General features: G+C 63.8%; 9 protein-coding genes. 5 read left to right on the plus strand and 4 right to left on the minus strand.

Going from position 1 to position 15,870, the window contains the following annotated elements; translation table 11 throughout:
• The first annotated feature begins 545 nt into the window (after nucleotides 1–545).
• Nucleotides 546–1,127: a phasin family protein gene (locus tag QQS38_RS01880; protein ID WP_277427868.1), complete on the plus strand. Its 582-nt coding sequence runs from the start codon at nucleotides 546–548 to the stop codon at nucleotides 1,125–1,127.
• Between the two features lie 231 nt (nucleotides 1,128–1,358).
• Here the strand turns inward: QQS38_RS01880 and lpdA are convergent, their stop codons facing one another.
• The 3 genes from lpdA to aceE form a co-directional block, all read right to left on the minus strand.
• The gene (gene lpdA, locus QQS38_RS01885) at nucleotides 1,359–3,143 is read right to left on the minus strand and encodes a dihydrolipoyl dehydrogenase (protein WP_479643668.1); all 1,785 of its coding nucleotides are present in this window, start codon (nucleotides 3,141–3,143) and stop codon (nucleotides 1,359–1,361) included.
• A gap of 39 nt (nucleotides 3,144–3,182) precedes the next feature.
• Nucleotides 3,183–4,847, minus strand: a complete 1,665-nt coding sequence (aceF, locus tag QQS38_RS01890) for a dihydrolipoyllysine-residue acetyltransferase (RefSeq protein ID WP_479643669.1) — start codon at nucleotides 4,845–4,847, stop codon at nucleotides 3,183–3,185.
• An 84-nt stretch (nucleotides 4,848–4,931) separates the two neighbouring features.
• The gene (aceE, locus tag QQS38_RS01895) at nucleotides 4,932–7,628 is read right to left on the minus strand and encodes a pyruvate dehydrogenase (acetyl-transferring), homodimeric type (RefSeq protein WP_479643670.1); all 2,697 of its coding nucleotides are present in this window, start codon (nucleotides 7,626–7,628) and stop codon (nucleotides 4,932–4,934) included.
• A gap of 273 nt (nucleotides 7,629–7,901) precedes the next feature.
• On the opposite strand from aceE, the gene fixL reads away from it, so the two are divergent.
• The 4 genes from fixL to QQS38_RS01915 all read left to right on the plus strand — a co-directional run bounded on the left by fixL (nucleotide 7,902) and on the right by QQS38_RS01915 (nucleotide 14,510).
• Nucleotides 7,902–10,418 carry an oxygen sensor histidine kinase FixL gene (gene fixL / locus QQS38_RS01900; protein ID WP_479643671.1) on the plus strand — a complete coding sequence of 839 codons (2,517 nt, stop codon included), beginning with the start codon at nucleotides 7,902–7,904 and terminating at the stop codon, nucleotides 10,416–10,418.
• Nucleotides 10,415–11,059: an oxygen response regulator transcription factor FixJ gene (gene fixJ / locus QQS38_RS01905; protein ID WP_102643564.1), complete on the plus strand. Its 645-nt coding sequence runs from the start codon at nucleotides 10,415–10,417 to the stop codon at nucleotides 11,057–11,059. Before fixL ends, fixJ begins: the two co-directional genes overlap by 4 nt.
• 284 nt (nucleotides 11,060–11,343) lie before the next feature.
• Nucleotides 11,344–12,207 carry a bifunctional methylenetetrahydrofolate dehydrogenase/methenyltetrahydrofolate cyclohydrolase FolD gene (gene folD / locus QQS38_RS01910; protein WP_479643672.1) on the plus strand — a complete coding sequence of 288 codons (864 nt, stop codon included), beginning with the start codon at nucleotides 11,344–11,346 and terminating at the stop codon, nucleotides 12,205–12,207.
• A 164-nt stretch (nucleotides 12,208–12,371) separates the two neighbouring features.
• The gene (locus tag QQS38_RS01915; protein WP_479643673.1) at nucleotides 12,372–14,510 is read left to right on the plus strand and encodes a M3 family metallopeptidase; all 2,139 of its coding nucleotides are present in this window, start codon (nucleotides 12,372–12,374) and stop codon (nucleotides 14,508–14,510) included.
• Between the two features lie 48 nt (nucleotides 14,511–14,558).
• Here the strand turns inward: QQS38_RS01915 and QQS38_RS01920 are convergent, their stop codons facing one another.
• Nucleotides 14,559–15,845, minus strand: a complete 1,287-nt coding sequence (locus QQS38_RS01920; protein WP_479643674.1) for an amidohydrolase family protein — start codon at nucleotides 15,843–15,845, stop codon at nucleotides 14,559–14,561.
• Nucleotides 15,846–15,870 lie beyond the last annotated feature (25 nt).

The raw sequence follows: 15,870 nt of genomic DNA on the forward strand, positions 1-15,870 counted from the left end.
TTATAGGCCGTCCTTGATCCAATTTGTAAAACGGGGTTGCGCCGGTCATGCACGAATCTTGCGGGCACGCCGCGTCGCCTACTAGGGCCGTAACCGCATAACGGCGATATTTGTCCGAACTTGAGCGAAAACGTTCACTCGCACGAGCTTCTTTCCGCGTTCGAGCGCGCCGCTCGAGGCAATGCCGCATAACGCGCCAACGCTGCGTTTGGTTTACCGCCGCGCCGACGAATTGTCCGCGCGGAACCGCACAATGCGAGACGGCGCCGCCGCATTGCCCCGCGACAATCTGTCCCTTTACTCCGAGAGGCGGAGAAAACGATACCAACGTCACGACCCCAAATATCCGCAACGCATTGTTTTCACTAGAAAATCACACTATTGTGCGACGCACAAAATGTGCTTGACATTTGTTCGCGTCGTTCTAAAATGGGAACCGTTGTTGCGACGCACAAAAGACGTCGAACCTAAGAAGCGCCAACGCAAATTTAGCCATTCCACCCCATTCGGCCTAACGAAACAGGTCGATTTTCAGGAGCGAAAACATGACTCTGCTGACACCTGAGCAATTCGCCGCAGCACAAAAAGCGAACCTCGAAGCCCTCTTCGGTCTGACGAACAAGGCCTTCGAAGGCATTGAGAAGCTTGTCGAACTGAACCTGCAAGTAGTGAAGTCGACGCTCGCCGAAGGCCAGGAAAACGCACAACGTGCGCTGTCGGTCAAGGATGCGCAAGAATTCGTCGCGCTGCAAGCCAGCCTGACGCAGCCGGTCGCCGAAAAGGTGCTGTCGTACGGTCGTCATCTGTACGAAATCGCCTCGGCCACGCAAGCTGAATTCGCGCGCGTTGCGGAAGCCCAGTACGAAGAGCAAAACCGCAAGGTGCAAGCGCTCGTCGAAAATGTCGCCAAGAATGCCCCGGCCGGCTCGGAAACCGCTGTCGCCGTCATGAAGTCCGCAATCACCGCGGCGAACACGACGTACGAAACGGTTCACAAGGCCACGAAGCAAGCGGTCGAAATCGCCGAAAGCAACTTCAACGCCGCAGCCACGGCCGCGCAGAAGGCTGCTCAGCAAGCCGCATCGCAAGCTTCGCGCGCTGCCGCCACGAAGAAGACGGCCGCCTAAGTCTCGGCCGGCGCTTCGCGCCGAAACGCAAAACGGCGCGCTCCTTACGGGAGCGCGCCGTTTTTATTTCTTCCCGACGCTTTCCGAACCTCCTGCGCTAGCGCGGCAAGGACTTGGCCCCGCCGTGCCAGAGCCGGCGACGCAGCCGCAGGCGGCCGCCAGGCCCGAGCGCACACCAGCTTGCTTGCTGCGCTTGCCGCCGGAAACAAGCCAGGCGGCAAGCGACAGACGCTACTTCTTGCGCTGCGGCGGCAAGTCCGTGCACACGCCTTCGAACAGTTCGGCAGCCATGCCGACCGATTCGCCGAGCGTCGGATGCGGATGGATCGTGCGGCCGATGTCGGTCGCATCCGCCCCCATCTCGATCGCCAAACAAACTTCGCTGATCAGATCGCCGGCGTTGAGCCCGACGATGCCGCCGCCGATCACGCGATGGGTTTGCTCATCGAAGATCAGCTTCGTGAAGCCCTCGTCGCGGCCATTGGCGATCGCCCGGCCCGACGCGGCCCACGGGAACACCGCCTTGCCGTACTTGATACCCTCGGCCTTGCACTGCTCTTCCGTCTTGCCGGCCCATGCCACTTCCGGGTCCGTATAAGCGACCGACGGAATCTGCAGCGCGTCGAAGTACGCCTTCTCGCCATGCGCGGCCTCGGCCGCGACATGCCCCTCATGCACCGCCTTGTGCGCGAGCATGGGCTGACCGACGATATCGCCGATGGCAAAGATGTGCGGCACGTTCGTGCGCATCTGCTTATCGACTTCGATGAAGCCGCGATCCGTCACCGCCACGCCCGCTTTGTCGGCGCCAATCTTCTTGCCGTTCGGGCTGCGGCCGACGGCGACGAGTACGAGGTCGTAGCGCTGCGGCTCGGCGGGCGCCTGCTCGCCTTCGAACTTCACGTAAATACCGTCCGATTTTGCCTCGGCGGCTGCCGTCTTCGTGCGCAGCATCACCTTCGAGAAATACTTCGAGCTGTACTTCTCCCAGACCTTCACGAGGTCGCGGTCGGCGCCCATCATCAAGCCGTCGAGCATTTCGACCACGTCGATCTTCGCGCCGAGCGTTGCATAGACGGTCGCCATTTCGAGCCCGATGATGCCCCCGCCGATCACGAGCATGCGCTGCGGCACTTGGCGCAACTCGAGCGCACCCGTCGAATCGACGACGCGCGGGTCCTCCGGCATGAACGGCAGCTTCACTGCTTGCGAGCCGGCCGCGATGATCGCCTGCTTGAACTTGACGACCTTCTTGCCGCCCTCGCCTTGCACTTCCATATGATGCGCATCGAGGAACGCGCCCACGCCCGTCACCACTTCGACCTTGCGCGCCTTCGCCATGCCGGCCAGGCCCGTCGTCAGCTTCTTGACGACGCCCGACTTGAATCCGCGCAGCTTGTCGAGATCGATCTGCGGCTTGCCGAACGTGATGCCATGCTCCGCCAGGGCCGCGACTTCCTCGGTGATGAGCGCCGTATGCAGCAGCGCCTTCGACGGAATGCACCCGACGTTCAAGCACACACCGCCGAGCGTCGAATAACGCTCGACGAGCACTGTCTTCATCCCAAGGTCGGCCGAGCGGAATGCCGCCGAATAGCCGCCGGGACCGGCGCCGAGCACGAGCATGTCGCATTCGATGTCCGCCGCACCGGCATAGCTGCCCGCCGCGGGCGCAGCGGCGCCGGCAGAGGCAGGAGACGGCGCGGCGCTCGGGGCCGGCGCGCTCGCCGCAGCAGCCGCCGGCGCGCTCGCGGTCTTTGCGGGCGCGCTCGCTGCGGCTGCCGCCTCGACGAGCGCGACCACCATTCCTTGCGACACCTTGTCGCCAGCCTTGATTTTCACTTCCTTGACCGTGCCGGCCACATCGCTCGGCACTTCCATCGACGCCTTATCCGATTCGAGGGTGAGCAGCGACTGCTCTATCTCGATTACGTCGCCAGGCTTGATGTTGACCTCGATAACGTCGACATCGCTGAAATCGCCGATATCCGGCACCTTCACTTCGACGAGACTCATTCACGTCCCCTTGTTTTTGGACCGCGCCGTATTCGACGATTAAAGAATCACGCGCCGGAAATCGGCGAGCAGCGCGCCGAGATACGCATTGAAGCGCGCGGCTTCGGCACCGTCGATCACGCGGTGATCGTACGAGAGCGAAAGCGGCAGCGTAAGGCGCGGCACGAACTGCTTGCCGTCCCACACGGGCTTCATGGCGCTGCGCGACAACCCGAGAATCGCCACTTCGGGTGCGTTGATGATCGGCGTGAAATGCGTGCCGCCGATGCCGCCGAGCGAAGAAATCGAGAAGCAGCCGCCCTGCATTTGATCCGGCTTGAGCTTGCCTTCGCGCGCAAGTTTGGACAGCTCGGCCATTTCCTTGGCGATGTCGATGAGTCCCTTCTTGTCCGCATCGCGAATGACCGGCACGACGAGACCGTTCGGCGTATCGGCCGCGAAGCCGACGTGGTAGTACTGCTTGAATACCAAATTGTCGCCGTCCAAGCTCGCATTGAACGTCGGGAATTTGCGCAAAGCCGAGACCGCGGCCTTGATGACGAATGCGAGCATCGTGATCTTCACGCCCGCTTTTTCGTTTTCCTTGTTCAACTGCACCCGCAGCGCTTCGAGCTCGGTGATGTCCGCTTCGTCATTGTTCGTGACGTGCGGAATCATGACCCAATTGCGATGCAGATTGGCGCCCGAGATTTTCTTGATGCGCGACAGCGGCTTGGGATCGATGGGGCCGAACTTCGTGAAGTCGACCTTCGGCCACGGCAGCAGATTGAGCTCGCCGCCTCCGGCCGCGGCGGGCGCGGCGCCCGCAACCGCGCGCTGCCCCGTCATCACGCCCTTGACGAATGCGGTGACATCGTCCTGCGTGATCCGCCCCTTGGGCCCGGTGCCGGCTACGCTAGCGACGTCGACGCCAAGATCGCGCGCGAACTTGCGCACCGAGGGCGACGCGTGGCTTGGCCGGCGCGCCCCGCCCTCTCCGGCCGGAATGTTCGGCGCTTGCGCGAGCGCGGACGGTTGAGCCGGCATGCTGTGCCGCGTATCTTCGCTCGGCGAATCGAGGGGCGGTTCCACCTTCTTGGCAGGCGCGGCCTGCTCTTTCGCGGGCGCGGCGGCCGCGGCGCTCGGCGCGCCTTGGGCCTCGACGAGAACGATGAGCGTGCCTTCCGACACCGTGTCGCCCACCTTCACCTTCACTTCTTTGACCACGCCGGCGACCGGGCTCGGCACGTCCATCGTCGCCTTGTCCGATTCGAGCGTCATGAGCGACTGCTCTTTCTCGACCACGTCGCCGGGCTTGACCGCCACTTCGATGACGGGCACGTCCTTGTAGTCGCCGATGTCCGGCACCTTCACTTCCTGCATGCTGCCGCCGCCGGCTGGCGCTGGGGCCGCGGGCGCGCTCGCTTGCGCGGCGCCCGCCGCACCATTGGCCTGCGCGGGTTTCGCGGCTTGCGCGGCGTCCGCAACCGGCTCGAGCAGCACGATCAGCGTGCCTTCCGACACGGAATCGCCCTGTTTGACCTTCACTTCCTTGACCGTGCCCGCTTGCGGGCTCGGCACGTCCATCGTCGCCTTATCCGACTCCAGCGTCACGAGGGACTGTTCTTTTTCGACGGCGTCGCCGGCCTTCACGAGGATCTCGATGACGGGCACGTCTTTGTAGTCGCCGATGTCCGGCACCTTGACTTCGATCGCTTCACTCATTGTTCGTGTCTCCAGGGCTCACACAGGCGCGCCCGCCGTGTTTCCAAGCGGCGGGCGCGCATAGCCTCACGCGAAGGCGATGCCTTAAACGGTCATCGGGTTGGGTTTGTTCGGGTCGAGCCGGTACTTGGACAACGCATCGGCAACGATCTTGCGCTCGATCGCGCCTTCGTCCGCCAGCGCGTTCAGCGCCGCAACGGTGACCCAGTAACGATCGACTTCGAAGAAATGGCGCAGGTTCTCGCGCGTATCCGAGCGGCCGAAGCCGTCCGTGCCGAGCACCACGAACCGGTTGGGCACATAAGCGCGAATCTGATCGGCCAGCGCACGCACGTAATCGGTGGAAGCGATGACGGGACCCTTTGCATCCTTGAGCAGCGTCTCGACGTGCGTGAGCTTGCGCGGCTCGCTCGGATGCAACAGGTTCCAGCGCGCGATGTCCTGGCCTTCGCGAGCGAGCTGGGTGAAGCTCGGCACGCCCCAAATATCGGCATCGACGCCCCAATCGTTCTTGAGCAGATCGGCGGCCGCAATCACTTCGTTCATGATCGTGCCGGCGCCCATCAGTTGCACGCGCGGGTTCTTCGATGCACCGTCGGCCTTCTTGAACGAATACATGCCCTTGATGATGTCGCGCGCCACGTGCTCGCCCTGCGGCATCGCCGGGTGCTCGTAGTTCTCGTTCATCACGGTGATGTAATAGAACACGTCTTCCTGGTTCTGCACCATGCGGCGCAAGCCGTCTTGCATGATGACCGCCAGTTCGTAGCCGAACGTGGGGTCGTAGCTCAGGCAATTCGGAACCGATTGCGCCCACAGCAGCGAGTGGCCGTCTTCGTGCTGCAAGCCTTCGCCGTTCAGCGTCGTGCGCCCCGCCGTGCCGCCGAGCAGGAAGCCGCGCGAGCGCATGTCGCCGGCCGCCCACACGAGATCGCCGATCCGCTGCAGGCCGAACATCGAATAGAAGGCGTAGAAGGGCACCATGATCTCGCCGTGCGTCGAATACGACGTCGCGGCCGCGATCCAGTCGCACATGCCCCCTGCCTCGTTGATGCCTTCCTGCAGAATCTGCCCGGTTTCCGATTCCTTATAGAACATCAGCTGATCGGAATCTTCCGGCACGTACTTCTGCCCGTCCTGATTCCAAATGCCGATCTGGCGGAACAGGCCCTCCATGCCGAACGTGCGCGATTCGTCGGGCACGATCGGCACGACGCGCTTGCCGAGCGCTTTGTCCTTGAGCAGGATGTTCAAGATCCGCACGAACGCCATCGTCGTGGAGATCTCGCGGCCCTCGCCCGTGCCCTTGAGCAACGGCTCGAAGGCGCTCAGCTCCGGCACCGGCAGCGATTCGGCCTTCTGCCGGCGCGCCGGCAGGTAGCCGCCGAGCTCTTGACGCCGCGCACGCATGTACTCGAGTTCCTTCGAGCCTTCCTCGAAGGTCAGGTACGGCACGTTGACGATATCTTCGTCGGAGATCGGCAGGCGGAATTGATCGCGGAACACCTTGAGCTGGTCCACCTGCATCTTCTTTTGCTGGTGGGTGATGTTCATGGCTTGGCCCGCCTCGCCCATGCCGTAGCCTTTGATCGTCTTGGCCAGAATGACGGTGGGCTGCCCCTTGGCGTGCGTCGCTTCATGGAAGGCGGCGTAGATCTTGTGCGGATCGTGGCCGCCGCGATTCAGGTTCCAGATGTCCTCGTCCGACCAATCGGCGACGAGCGCCTTCAACTCGGGCGTGTTGAAGAAATGCTCGCGCACGAACGCGCCCGATTCCGATTTGTACGTCTGGTATTCGCCGTCGACCACTTCCATCATGCGGCGCATCAACGCACCCGTCTTGTCGCGCGCGAACAACGCGTCCCAGCGGCTGCCCCAGACCACCTTGATGACGTTCCAGCCGGCGCCGCGGAATTCGGATTCGAGCTCTTGAATGATTTTGCCGTTGCCTCGCACCGGGCCATCGAGGCGCTGCAAGTTGCAGTTGATGACGAACACGAGGTTATCGAGCCGCTCGCGGCCGGCCATGCCGATCGCGCCGAGCGATTCGGGCTCGTCCGTTTCGCCGTCGCCGAGGAACGCCCAGACCTTGCGGCCCTGCGTCTTGGCGATGCCGCGCGCTTGCATGTATTTCATGAAGCGCGCTTGATAGATCGCCATGATCGGCCCGAGGCCCATCGACACGGTCGGGAATTGCCAGAAATCGGGCATCAGCCACGGGTGCGGATACGACGAGATGCCCTCGCCGCCCACTTCCTGGCGGAAGTTGTCGAGCTGCTTCTCGGTCAACCGGCCGAGCAGGAAAGCGCGCGAGTAGATGCCCGGCGACGAGTGCCCTTGCACGAACACGAGATCGCCGCCGTGCTCGGGCGACGGCGCATGCCAGAAATGGTTGAAACCGACGTCGTACAGCGTGGCGGCCGAGGCGAACGACGCGATGTGGCCGCCCACGTTCGTATGTTTGCCGGCGCGCAGCACCATCGCGATCGCGTTCCAGCGCGTGTACGAGCGGATGCGATGCTCGATGTCCTGGTCGCCCGGGATCTTCGCCTGGCGCGAAACGGGAATCGTATTGATGTACGGGGTGTTGGCCGAGAACGGCAGATGCTCGCCGTGCACGCGCGCGAACTCGATCTGCTTTTCGATCAGGTAGTGCGCACGGTCCGGGCCGACGGCAGAAATGACCCCTTCGAGCGCGTCGAGCCATTCGCCGGTTTCTTGGGGATCGTCGTCTTTATCGGCGGCGACATATTTCATGACTTCGTCGGGCACAGCGGACATTCTCGTCTCCTGGATTGGGGAATGCTCTCTTCGAACGGACGACGCAGACCCGGGGGACCGCGGCAGTTGTCGGCGATTGTAATGAGGCTTGCAGGGCCTTAGCAAACAATTTTTCGAATGACGAGATGATTTCTCATAATACGGAATATTGCTGCGACGCATCTAAAAATGCTGGCATCCCTGCGGCAATGTGCGCTCAGTTGCATGCAATGCGGGGTGAATAGCCTTGTTTTACGCCAATTGGCGCGAGCCTGCTGCGCTACAATTCGAGCCATGTTGACCGATCGGCTTTTCGCACGCTCGGCGCGGCCGTCCGGTCCCCGGGCGGATTCGTCGCCGTCCCGCTGGCACCACGGACCGTGGTGGTCCAACTCGTATTTGCTCACGCCCCTGCTCTCGATCCTCGTGTTCCTGGTCGTGATGAGCTTGATCCTATGGAGCTTGAACCGGCGGGAGCAGCAACAGCAAGAGGACACGCTGTATCGCAACGTCGCATGGGCGCAACAGCAAATCCGCCTGTCGATGACGGGCGCGCAGGAGCAACTGCAGGCACTCGCGCGCGACATCGCCGCGGGCCACGCCGATCAGCATTCGTTCGAGATGTCGACGGCGGACATCATGCAGGCGCATCCCGAGATCCTGTATCTGAATTGGTATACGGTGGCGAAGACGCCGCGCTGGCCCAACACGCCGCTGCCGCTCGCCGGCCAGCGCTTCGCGCGGCTCACCGACGCGCAGATGGACGAAGCGGTGAAGGCCTCCTTCGCCGATGCGCGCGGCACGCGCCGCCAAGTCTATTCGCCGCTGATTTACGACGATGTCGGCAATGGCTATTTGACGCTGCAAACGCCGATCTACCGCGATCGCGAATTCCTCGGCTCGATCGCGGCCGTGTTCTCGATCGAAGGCATCCTCAAGCACGACATTCCGCCCGAGCTGTCGGCCAAGTACAAGATCTCGATCACCGACGCGAACAATCGCGAACTGGCGACCACCTCCACGCGCCCGCGCTTGCCGCGCGACATCTTCTACGACTTGCCGCTCGACCCGCCGGGCCAGGGCGTGACGGTGCGCGTCTACGCCTTCCCGCAGATCACGAACTTCACGAACAACACGCTCGTCTGGCTCGTGGCCGGGCTCTCGTGCTTCGTGCTCTGGAGCTTGTGGAGCCTATGGAAGCACACGCGCCAGCGCTTCGAGGCGCAGCAGGCGCTGTACGCCGAGGCCTTCTTCCGCCGGGCGATGGAAAACTCGGTGCTGATCGGCATGCGCGTGCTCGACATGCACGGGCGCATCACGCACGTGAACCCGGCGTTTTGCCGCATGACGGGCTGGGACGAAAGCGATCTCGTCGGCAAGACGGCGCCGTTTCCCTATTGGCCGCGCGACTCCTACCCGGAGATGCAGCGCCAACTCGACATGACGCTGCGCGGCAAAGCGCCCTCCTCCGGGTTCGAACTGCGCGTGCGACGCAAAGACGGCTCGCTGTTTCACGCGCGCCTGTATGTCTCGCCGCTGATCGACAGCTCGGGGCGCCAAACGGGCTGGATGTCCTCGATGACAGACATCACCGAGCCGAAGCGGGCCCGCGAGGAACTGGCTGCCGCGCACGAACGCTTCACCACCGTGCTCGAGAGCTTGGACGCCGCCGTGTCGGTGCTCGCGGCCGACGAAGCGGAACTGCTCTTCGCGAACCGCTACTACCGGCATCTGTTCGGCATTCGTCCGGACGGCCACCTCGAATTGGCCGGCGGCGGCTTCGACAGCGCGCAAGCTTCGTCCGATTCGATCGACATGGTCGACACCTACGCCGGGCTGCCCGCCGCCGCGCTGACGGAAAGCGCGGCCGATGCTCAAGAGATCTATGTCCAGAGCATCCAGAAGTGGTTCGAGGTGCGGCGCCAGTACATCCAATGGGTCGACGGCCATCTCGCGCAAATGCAGATCGCCACGGACATCACGACGCGCAAGCAAGCCCAGGAACTCGCGCGCCAGCAGGAAGAGAAGCTGCACTTCACGAGCCGCCTGATGACGATGGGCGAAATGGCTTCCTCGCTCGCGCACGAGCTCAATCAACCGCTCGCGGCCATCAACAACTACTGCTCTGGCACGGTCGCGCTCGTCAAAGCGGGCCGCACGACGCCCGACACGCTGCTGCCGGTGCTCGAGAAAACAGCCCAGCAGGCCGTTCGCGCCGGCATGATCATCAAGCGCATTCGCGAGTTCGTCAAACGCAGCGAGCCCAAACGTCAAGCCGCTCGCGTATCGGACATCGTAGCGGACGCGGTCGGGCTGGCCGAAATCGAAGCGCGCAAGCGGCGCATTCGGATCCTCACGGAAATTCGCTCGCGCTTGCCCGTTATCTACGTCGATCCTGTTCTGATCGAGCAAGTGCTCGTCAATTTGCTCAAGAACGCCGCCGAAGCCATGCACGAGGCCCGGCCGAACGCGCTCGACGCGGTGATCCGCGTCATCGTTCGGCTCGACGCCGGGTTCGTCTGCATCAGCGTGATCGACCAGGGCCCCGGCGTCGACGAAGCGGCGATCGAGCGTCTGTTCGAGCCGTTTTATAGTACCAAGTCGGACGGCATGGGCATGGGACTCAATATTTGCCGCTCGATCATCGAGTCTCATCGAGGCCGTCTGTGGGTTGTCAACAACGTGGACGAGAACGGCAAGATCACAGGCGCCACATTTCACTGTAGTCTGCCGATCGGCGAACCTAGCGACCCGGGCCAAGGCGGCCGGGTCGAAGCGCCGAGACCACAAACCGTTACGGGAGAGCTATGAGCAGCCCAGTCACTAGTCAAGAAACCGTCTTCGTGGTCGATGACGACGAAGCCGTGCGAGATTCGCTGCGCTGGCTGTTGGAAGCGAACGGCTACCGCGTGCAGTGCTTTTCGAGCGCGGAGCAATTCCTCGAAGCGTACCAGCCCGCGCAACACGCTGGCCAGATCGCTTGCCTGATCCTCGACGTGCGCATGTCGGGCATGAGCGGGCTCGAGCTGCAAGAGCGGCTTATCGCAGAAAACGCCTCGCTGCCTATCATCTTCGTCACGGGCCACGGCGACGTGCCGATGGCCGTATCGACGATGAAAAAAGGCGCGATGGATTTCATCGAAAAGCCGTTCGACGAAGCCGAGTTGCGCAAGCTCGTGGAGCGCATGCTCGACAAGGCGCGCAGCGAAAGCAGCACGGTGCAGCAGCAGCGCGCGGCGGCCGAGCGTCTAGGCAAGCTGACGGCGCGCGAGCATCAGGTGCTCGAGCGCATCATCGCCGGCCGGTTGAACAAGCAGATCGCCGACGATCTGGGCATCAGCATCAAGACGGTCGAGGCCCACCGCGCCAACATCATGGAAAAGCTCAACGTCAACACGGTGGCCGACCTGCTGCGCCTCGCGTTGTCGAACAAGCCCGCCAACCAGGCGTAACCGTCGCGCCCGGCGGCGTGGCGCGCGCCGCGCCGCCCCGGTTCTGCGCTCGCAGCGCGCTCGCGCCGGGCCTGTCCGCCGTGTCGGCCATGCTTCCGACGCTATAATTACGCTTTTGTCACGCGCCGCGATGCGTCTGCGGCCGCCGTCGTCCCGGCTCGTCACCGGGCATCCGCGTTCTTGCCGCTCGCGCCGCGTATTAGGGGCCCAGCGCATCGCGCCCCGCCGGCCCCTGCCCCTCGCGCGACCGCCGCTTTCCTTCGTCTCATTCTCGACCGACCACCATGACTGCCAAACTGATCGACGGCCTCGCCCTCTCCAAGACCCTTCGCGCGCAAGTGGCTGCGCGCGCCGCCCAGCTCACCGCGCGCGGCCACCAGCCGGGGCTCGCCGTGGTGCTCGTGGGCGACGATCCGGCCAGCGAGGTCTACGTGCGCAACAAGGTGAAAGCGTGCGAGGACAACGGCCTTTACTCTTCTTACGATCGCTACCCTGCCACGCTCTCCGAAGCCGATCTGCTGGCTCGCATCGATGCGCTCAATCGCGATCCGCGCATTCACGGCATCCTCGTGCAACTGCCGCTGCCGCCGCACATCGACAGCCATAAGGTCATCGAAGCGATCGCGCCCGAAAAGGACGTCGATGGGTTCCATATCGCGAACGCCGGCGCCTTGATGACCGGCAAGCCGCTGTTTCGGCCTTGCACGCCCTACGGCGTCATGAAGATGTTCGAGGCGCACGAGGTGCCGTTGCAAGGCGCGAACGCCGTCGTGATCGGCCGCTCGAACATCGTCGGCAAACCGATGGCGATGCTGCTGCTCGAAGCGGGCGCGACCGTCACGATCTGCCACAGCAAGACCCGCGATCTGGCCGCCCATACGCGCGGCGCCGACATCGTCGTCGCCGCGACGGGGCGGCGCAACATTCTGACGGCGGACATGGTCAAACCGGGTGCGACCGTCATCGACGTGGGCATGAATCGCGACGAGGCCGGCAAGCTGTGCGGCGACGTCGACTTCGCCGGCGTCTCGGCCGTGGCGGGGCTCATCACGCCGGTGCCCGGCGGCGTCGGCCCGATGACGATCACGATGCTGCTCGTCAACACGATCGAAGCCGCCGAACGCAATGCCGGCGTGGTGCGCAGCTGAACTGCACGCAGCGTGCGCCACGGGCCGACGCGAGCGCCGCGCCATCGAAAAAGCCCGCCTTCGGTTGGAATCGGTGCGCTGAGCCCCAATAATGAAGAAGTCGGGCGCGTGCGCGCCTGCCGCCGAACACCCGCCCCTCTCACTAGACAGACAGGAATAGCGCTATGGCATCGAATACCACCGATTCGTCCTCCGCAACGGATCAGCGCATCCCGACCGAGAATCCGCTGCTCGACTTCTCCGGCTTGCCGCGCTTCGGCCAGATCCGCGCCGAGCACATCACGCCCGCGCTCGATGTCCTGCTTGCCAAGGCGCAAGCGGCAATCGATCATGCGACCGATCCCGCCACGCCGGCCACCTGGGCCGACGTCGTCGAAACCACGGAGGCCGCCACCGAGCCGCTTTCGCGGGCCTGGGGCATCGTCGGCCATTTGAACGCCGTCGCCGATACGCCCGAGCTGCGCGCCGCCTACGGCGAAAACCTGCCGCGCGTCACGGAATTCTGGTCGAACGTGGGCCAAAATTTGGCGCTGTTCGACAAGTACAAGGCGATCGTCGCCAGCCCCGCCTATGAGGGGCTCACGGACGAGCGCAAGAAGATTTTGCAGAACGCGTTGCGCGATTTCCGCCTCTCCGGCGCCGAACTGCCCGAAGCGCTCAAGCCCCGCTTCTCCGAATTGCAGGAGCGCCAGGCGGCGCTTGCCAAAGCGTTCTCCGATCACGTGCTCGACGCGACGAACGCTTACGCCTATGTCGCCACGACCGACGCGGAACTGGCTGGACTGCCCGCCGACGTGATCGAGGCCGCGCGCGAAGCGGCGCAAGAAGCCAGCGTGCAAGGCTGGAAATTCACGCTTCACTTCCCGTCGTACTTTCCGGTCATGCAGTACGCCGCGCACAGGCCGATGCGCGAAGCGATGTATCGCGCTTACGTCACGCGCGCCTCGGAGCTGGGCGCCGCGTACGGCGGCGGCAAACCCGAGTGGGACAATACGCAGAACGTCGCCGACATCTTGAAGTTACGCAAAGAAGAGGCGCAGATGCTCGGCTACCGCAACTTCGCCGACGTCTCGCTCGTGCCGAAGATGGCCGATACGCCCGAGCAGGTCATCGCGTTCCTCGAAGATCTCGCCCGCCGCGCGCGCCCCTATGGCGAGAAGGATTGGCAGGAACTGCGCGAATTCGCCGCGAGCGAACTCGGTCTCGCGCAACTCGAGCCGTGGGACGTCGCGTTTGCGGGGGAACGCTTGCGCGAAAAGCGTTATGCGTTCTCCGAGAACGAGGTCAAGCAATACTTCCCCGAGCAGGCGGTGATCGGCGGGCTCTTCAAGGTCGCGCAAACCCTGTTCGGCGTGCGGATTCGCCGGGACGACGCCCCGGTCTGGCACCCCGATGTGCGCTTTTTCCGTGTCGAAAACGACGACGGCACGCTGCGCGCCCAGTTCTATCTCGACCTCTACGCACGCGAGGGCAAGCGTGGCGGCGCCTGGATGGACGATGCCCGCTCCCGTCATCAGCGTAGCGACGGCAGCCTGCAAACGCCCGTCGCCTATTTGACCTGCAACTTCTCCGCCCCGGTCGGCGGCAAACCGGCTTGCTTCACGCACGATGAAGTCATTACGCTATTTCACGAGTTCGGGCACGGGCTGCATCACATGCTCACGCGCGTAGGCGAGCTAGGCGTGTCGGGCATCAACGGCGTCGAATGGGACGCCGTCGAGCTGCCGTCGCAATTTCTGGAAAACTTCTGCTGGGAGTGGGACGTGCTGGCCGATATGTCGTCGCACGTCGACACCGGCGCGAAACTGCCGCGCGCTCTCTTCGACAAGATGATCGCCGCAAAGAATTTCCAAAGCGGGCTCGGCATGCTGCGGCAGATCGTCTTCTCGATGTACGACATGCTGCTGCATACGAGCTTCGACCCGGAGGGGACGCAAAACGCCAACGACCTTGCTCGCGAAATCAACGCGCGCTATCACGTCATCGAGCAAGCGAGCTTTTCGCGCTGGCCCAATACGTTCAGCCATATTTTCGCGGGCGGCTATGCGGCGGGGTACTACAGCTATAAGTGGGCGGAGGTGCTATCGGCCGATGCCTACGCGGCCTTCGAAGATGCTGCTAAAGCCGCGCAAGGCAGCGTTCTCGATGTCGCGACGGGCACACGCTACCGCCAAGAGATCCTCGAAGTCGGCGGCAGCCGTCCCGCGATGGATTCGTTCAAGGCGTTTCGCGGCCGCGCCCCGACCATCGACGCGCTGCTGCGACACAACGGCATGGCGCAAGCCCCTTCGCAGGCGGGTTGAAGCCGAGTAAGCGCCCGGCTCAGCGCACCTAACACGCGACGAAGGGCGTCAGCGGCTCAGTTTGAAGTCCACTTCGCCGGGGCGCCCTTCGAGCGCGAGCGTCGCGCGCGCTGCCGGCGTGCGCGCGACGATTCTGCCGCGACGCACGACCGCCAGCCGCGTTGCGCGCAACCGAATCGCCTCGATCGGGTCGCTCGCATCGAGCACGACGCAATCGGCGCGGCATCCCGGCGCGATGCCGTAGCCGTCCAGATTCAAAATGCGCGCGGCGTTGACGGTCACCGCATCGAACGCGGCGCGCATCGCATCGACGCCGGTCATTTGCGCCACGTGCAGGCCCATATGGGCGACTTCCAGCATGTCGGCCGAACCCAAGCCGTACCACGGATCCATCACGCAATCGTGACCGAACGCGACGTCGATGCCGGCTGCCATCATCTCGGGCACGCGGGTCATGCCGCGGCGCTTGGGATACGTATCGGCCCGCCCCTGCAGCGTGATGTTGATGAGCGGATTGGCGATCGCCGCCACGCCCGACTCGCGCATCAACGGCAGCAGTTTGCTGACGTAGTAGTTGTCCATCGAATGCATCGACGTCAAATGCGATCCCGCCACGCGGCCATGAAGCCCCAGCCGATGTGCTTGCGCACACAGCGTCTCGATGTGGCGCGAGAGCGGATCGTCCGATTCGTCGCAATGCATGTCGACGGGCAACCCCTTGTCCGCCGCGAATTCGCACAGCAGCCGAACCGATTCCGCACCGTCCGCCATGGTTCGCTCGAAGTGCGGAATGCCGCCGACGACATCGACGCCCAGCGCCACGGCCCGCTTCAGATTGTCGAACGCGCCCGGCGAGCGCAGCAGCCCATCCTGCGGGAAGGCCACGAGTTGCAAGTCCAAATACGGCGCCACGCGGCGCTTGACCTCGAGCAGCGCTTCGACCGCGAGCAAACGGGGATCGCAAACGTCCACGTGCGAGCGAATGGCGAGCAAGCCTCGTGCGACGGCCCAATCACAATACCGAAGAGCGCGTTCGATCAGCGCCTCTTGCGTCAATTGCGGCTTGAGCTCGCCCCAGAGCGCGATGCCTTCGAGCAACGTACCCGACGCGTTGATGCGCGGCAGGCCGTAGGACAACGTGGCGTCCAGATGAAAATGCGCATCGACGAACGCCGGCGTCACGAGCGAGCCCGCGGCGTCGATCTCTTGCGCGGCCTTCGCCGTGAGGTTGGGCTCGACCGCAACGATGCGGCCGTCCTCCATGGCGATGTCGACCGGTGCGTCGCGACCGGCAACGTGCTCGCACAGTGCGGCGCGACGAATGATGAGATCCATGAACGGCTCCTCGGGCGTTGGGCCG

Source organism: Trinickia sp. Z7 (assembly GCF_056498045.1).

Excerpts from the sequence above, each read along its gene's own strand:
- aceE (WP_479643670.1), bottom strand. The coding sequence starts at position 7,628 with ATGTCCGCTGTGCCCGACGAAGTCATGAAATATGTCGCCGCCGATAAA.
- QQS38_RS01880 (WP_277427868.1), top strand. The coding sequence starts at position 546 with ATGACTCTGCTGACACCTGAGCAATTCGCCGCAGCACAAAAAGCGAAC.
- aceF (WP_479643669.1), bottom strand. The coding sequence starts at position 4,847 with ATGAGTGAAGCGATCGAAGTCAAGGTGCCGGACATCGGCGACTACAAA.
- QQS38_RS01915 (WP_479643673.1), top strand. The coding sequence starts at position 12,372 with ATGGCATCGAATACCACCGATTCGTCCTCCGCAACGGATCAGCGCATC.
- QQS38_RS01920 (WP_479643674.1), bottom strand. The coding sequence starts at position 15,845 with ATGGATCTCATCATTCGTCGCGCCGCACTGTGCGAGCACGTTGCCGGT.
- lpdA (WP_479643668.1), bottom strand. The coding sequence starts at position 3,143 with ATGAGTCTCGTCGAAGTGAAGGTGCCGGATATCGGCGATTTCAGCGAT.
- fixL (WP_479643671.1), top strand. The coding sequence starts at position 7,902 with ATGTTGACCGATCGGCTTTTCGCACGCTCGGCGCGGCCGTCCGGTCCC.
- fixJ (WP_102643564.1), top strand. The coding sequence starts at position 10,415 with ATGAGCAGCCCAGTCACTAGTCAAGAAACCGTCTTCGTGGTCGATGAC.
- folD (WP_479643672.1), top strand. The coding sequence starts at position 11,344 with ATGACTGCCAAACTGATCGACGGCCTCGCCCTCTCCAAGACCCTTCGC.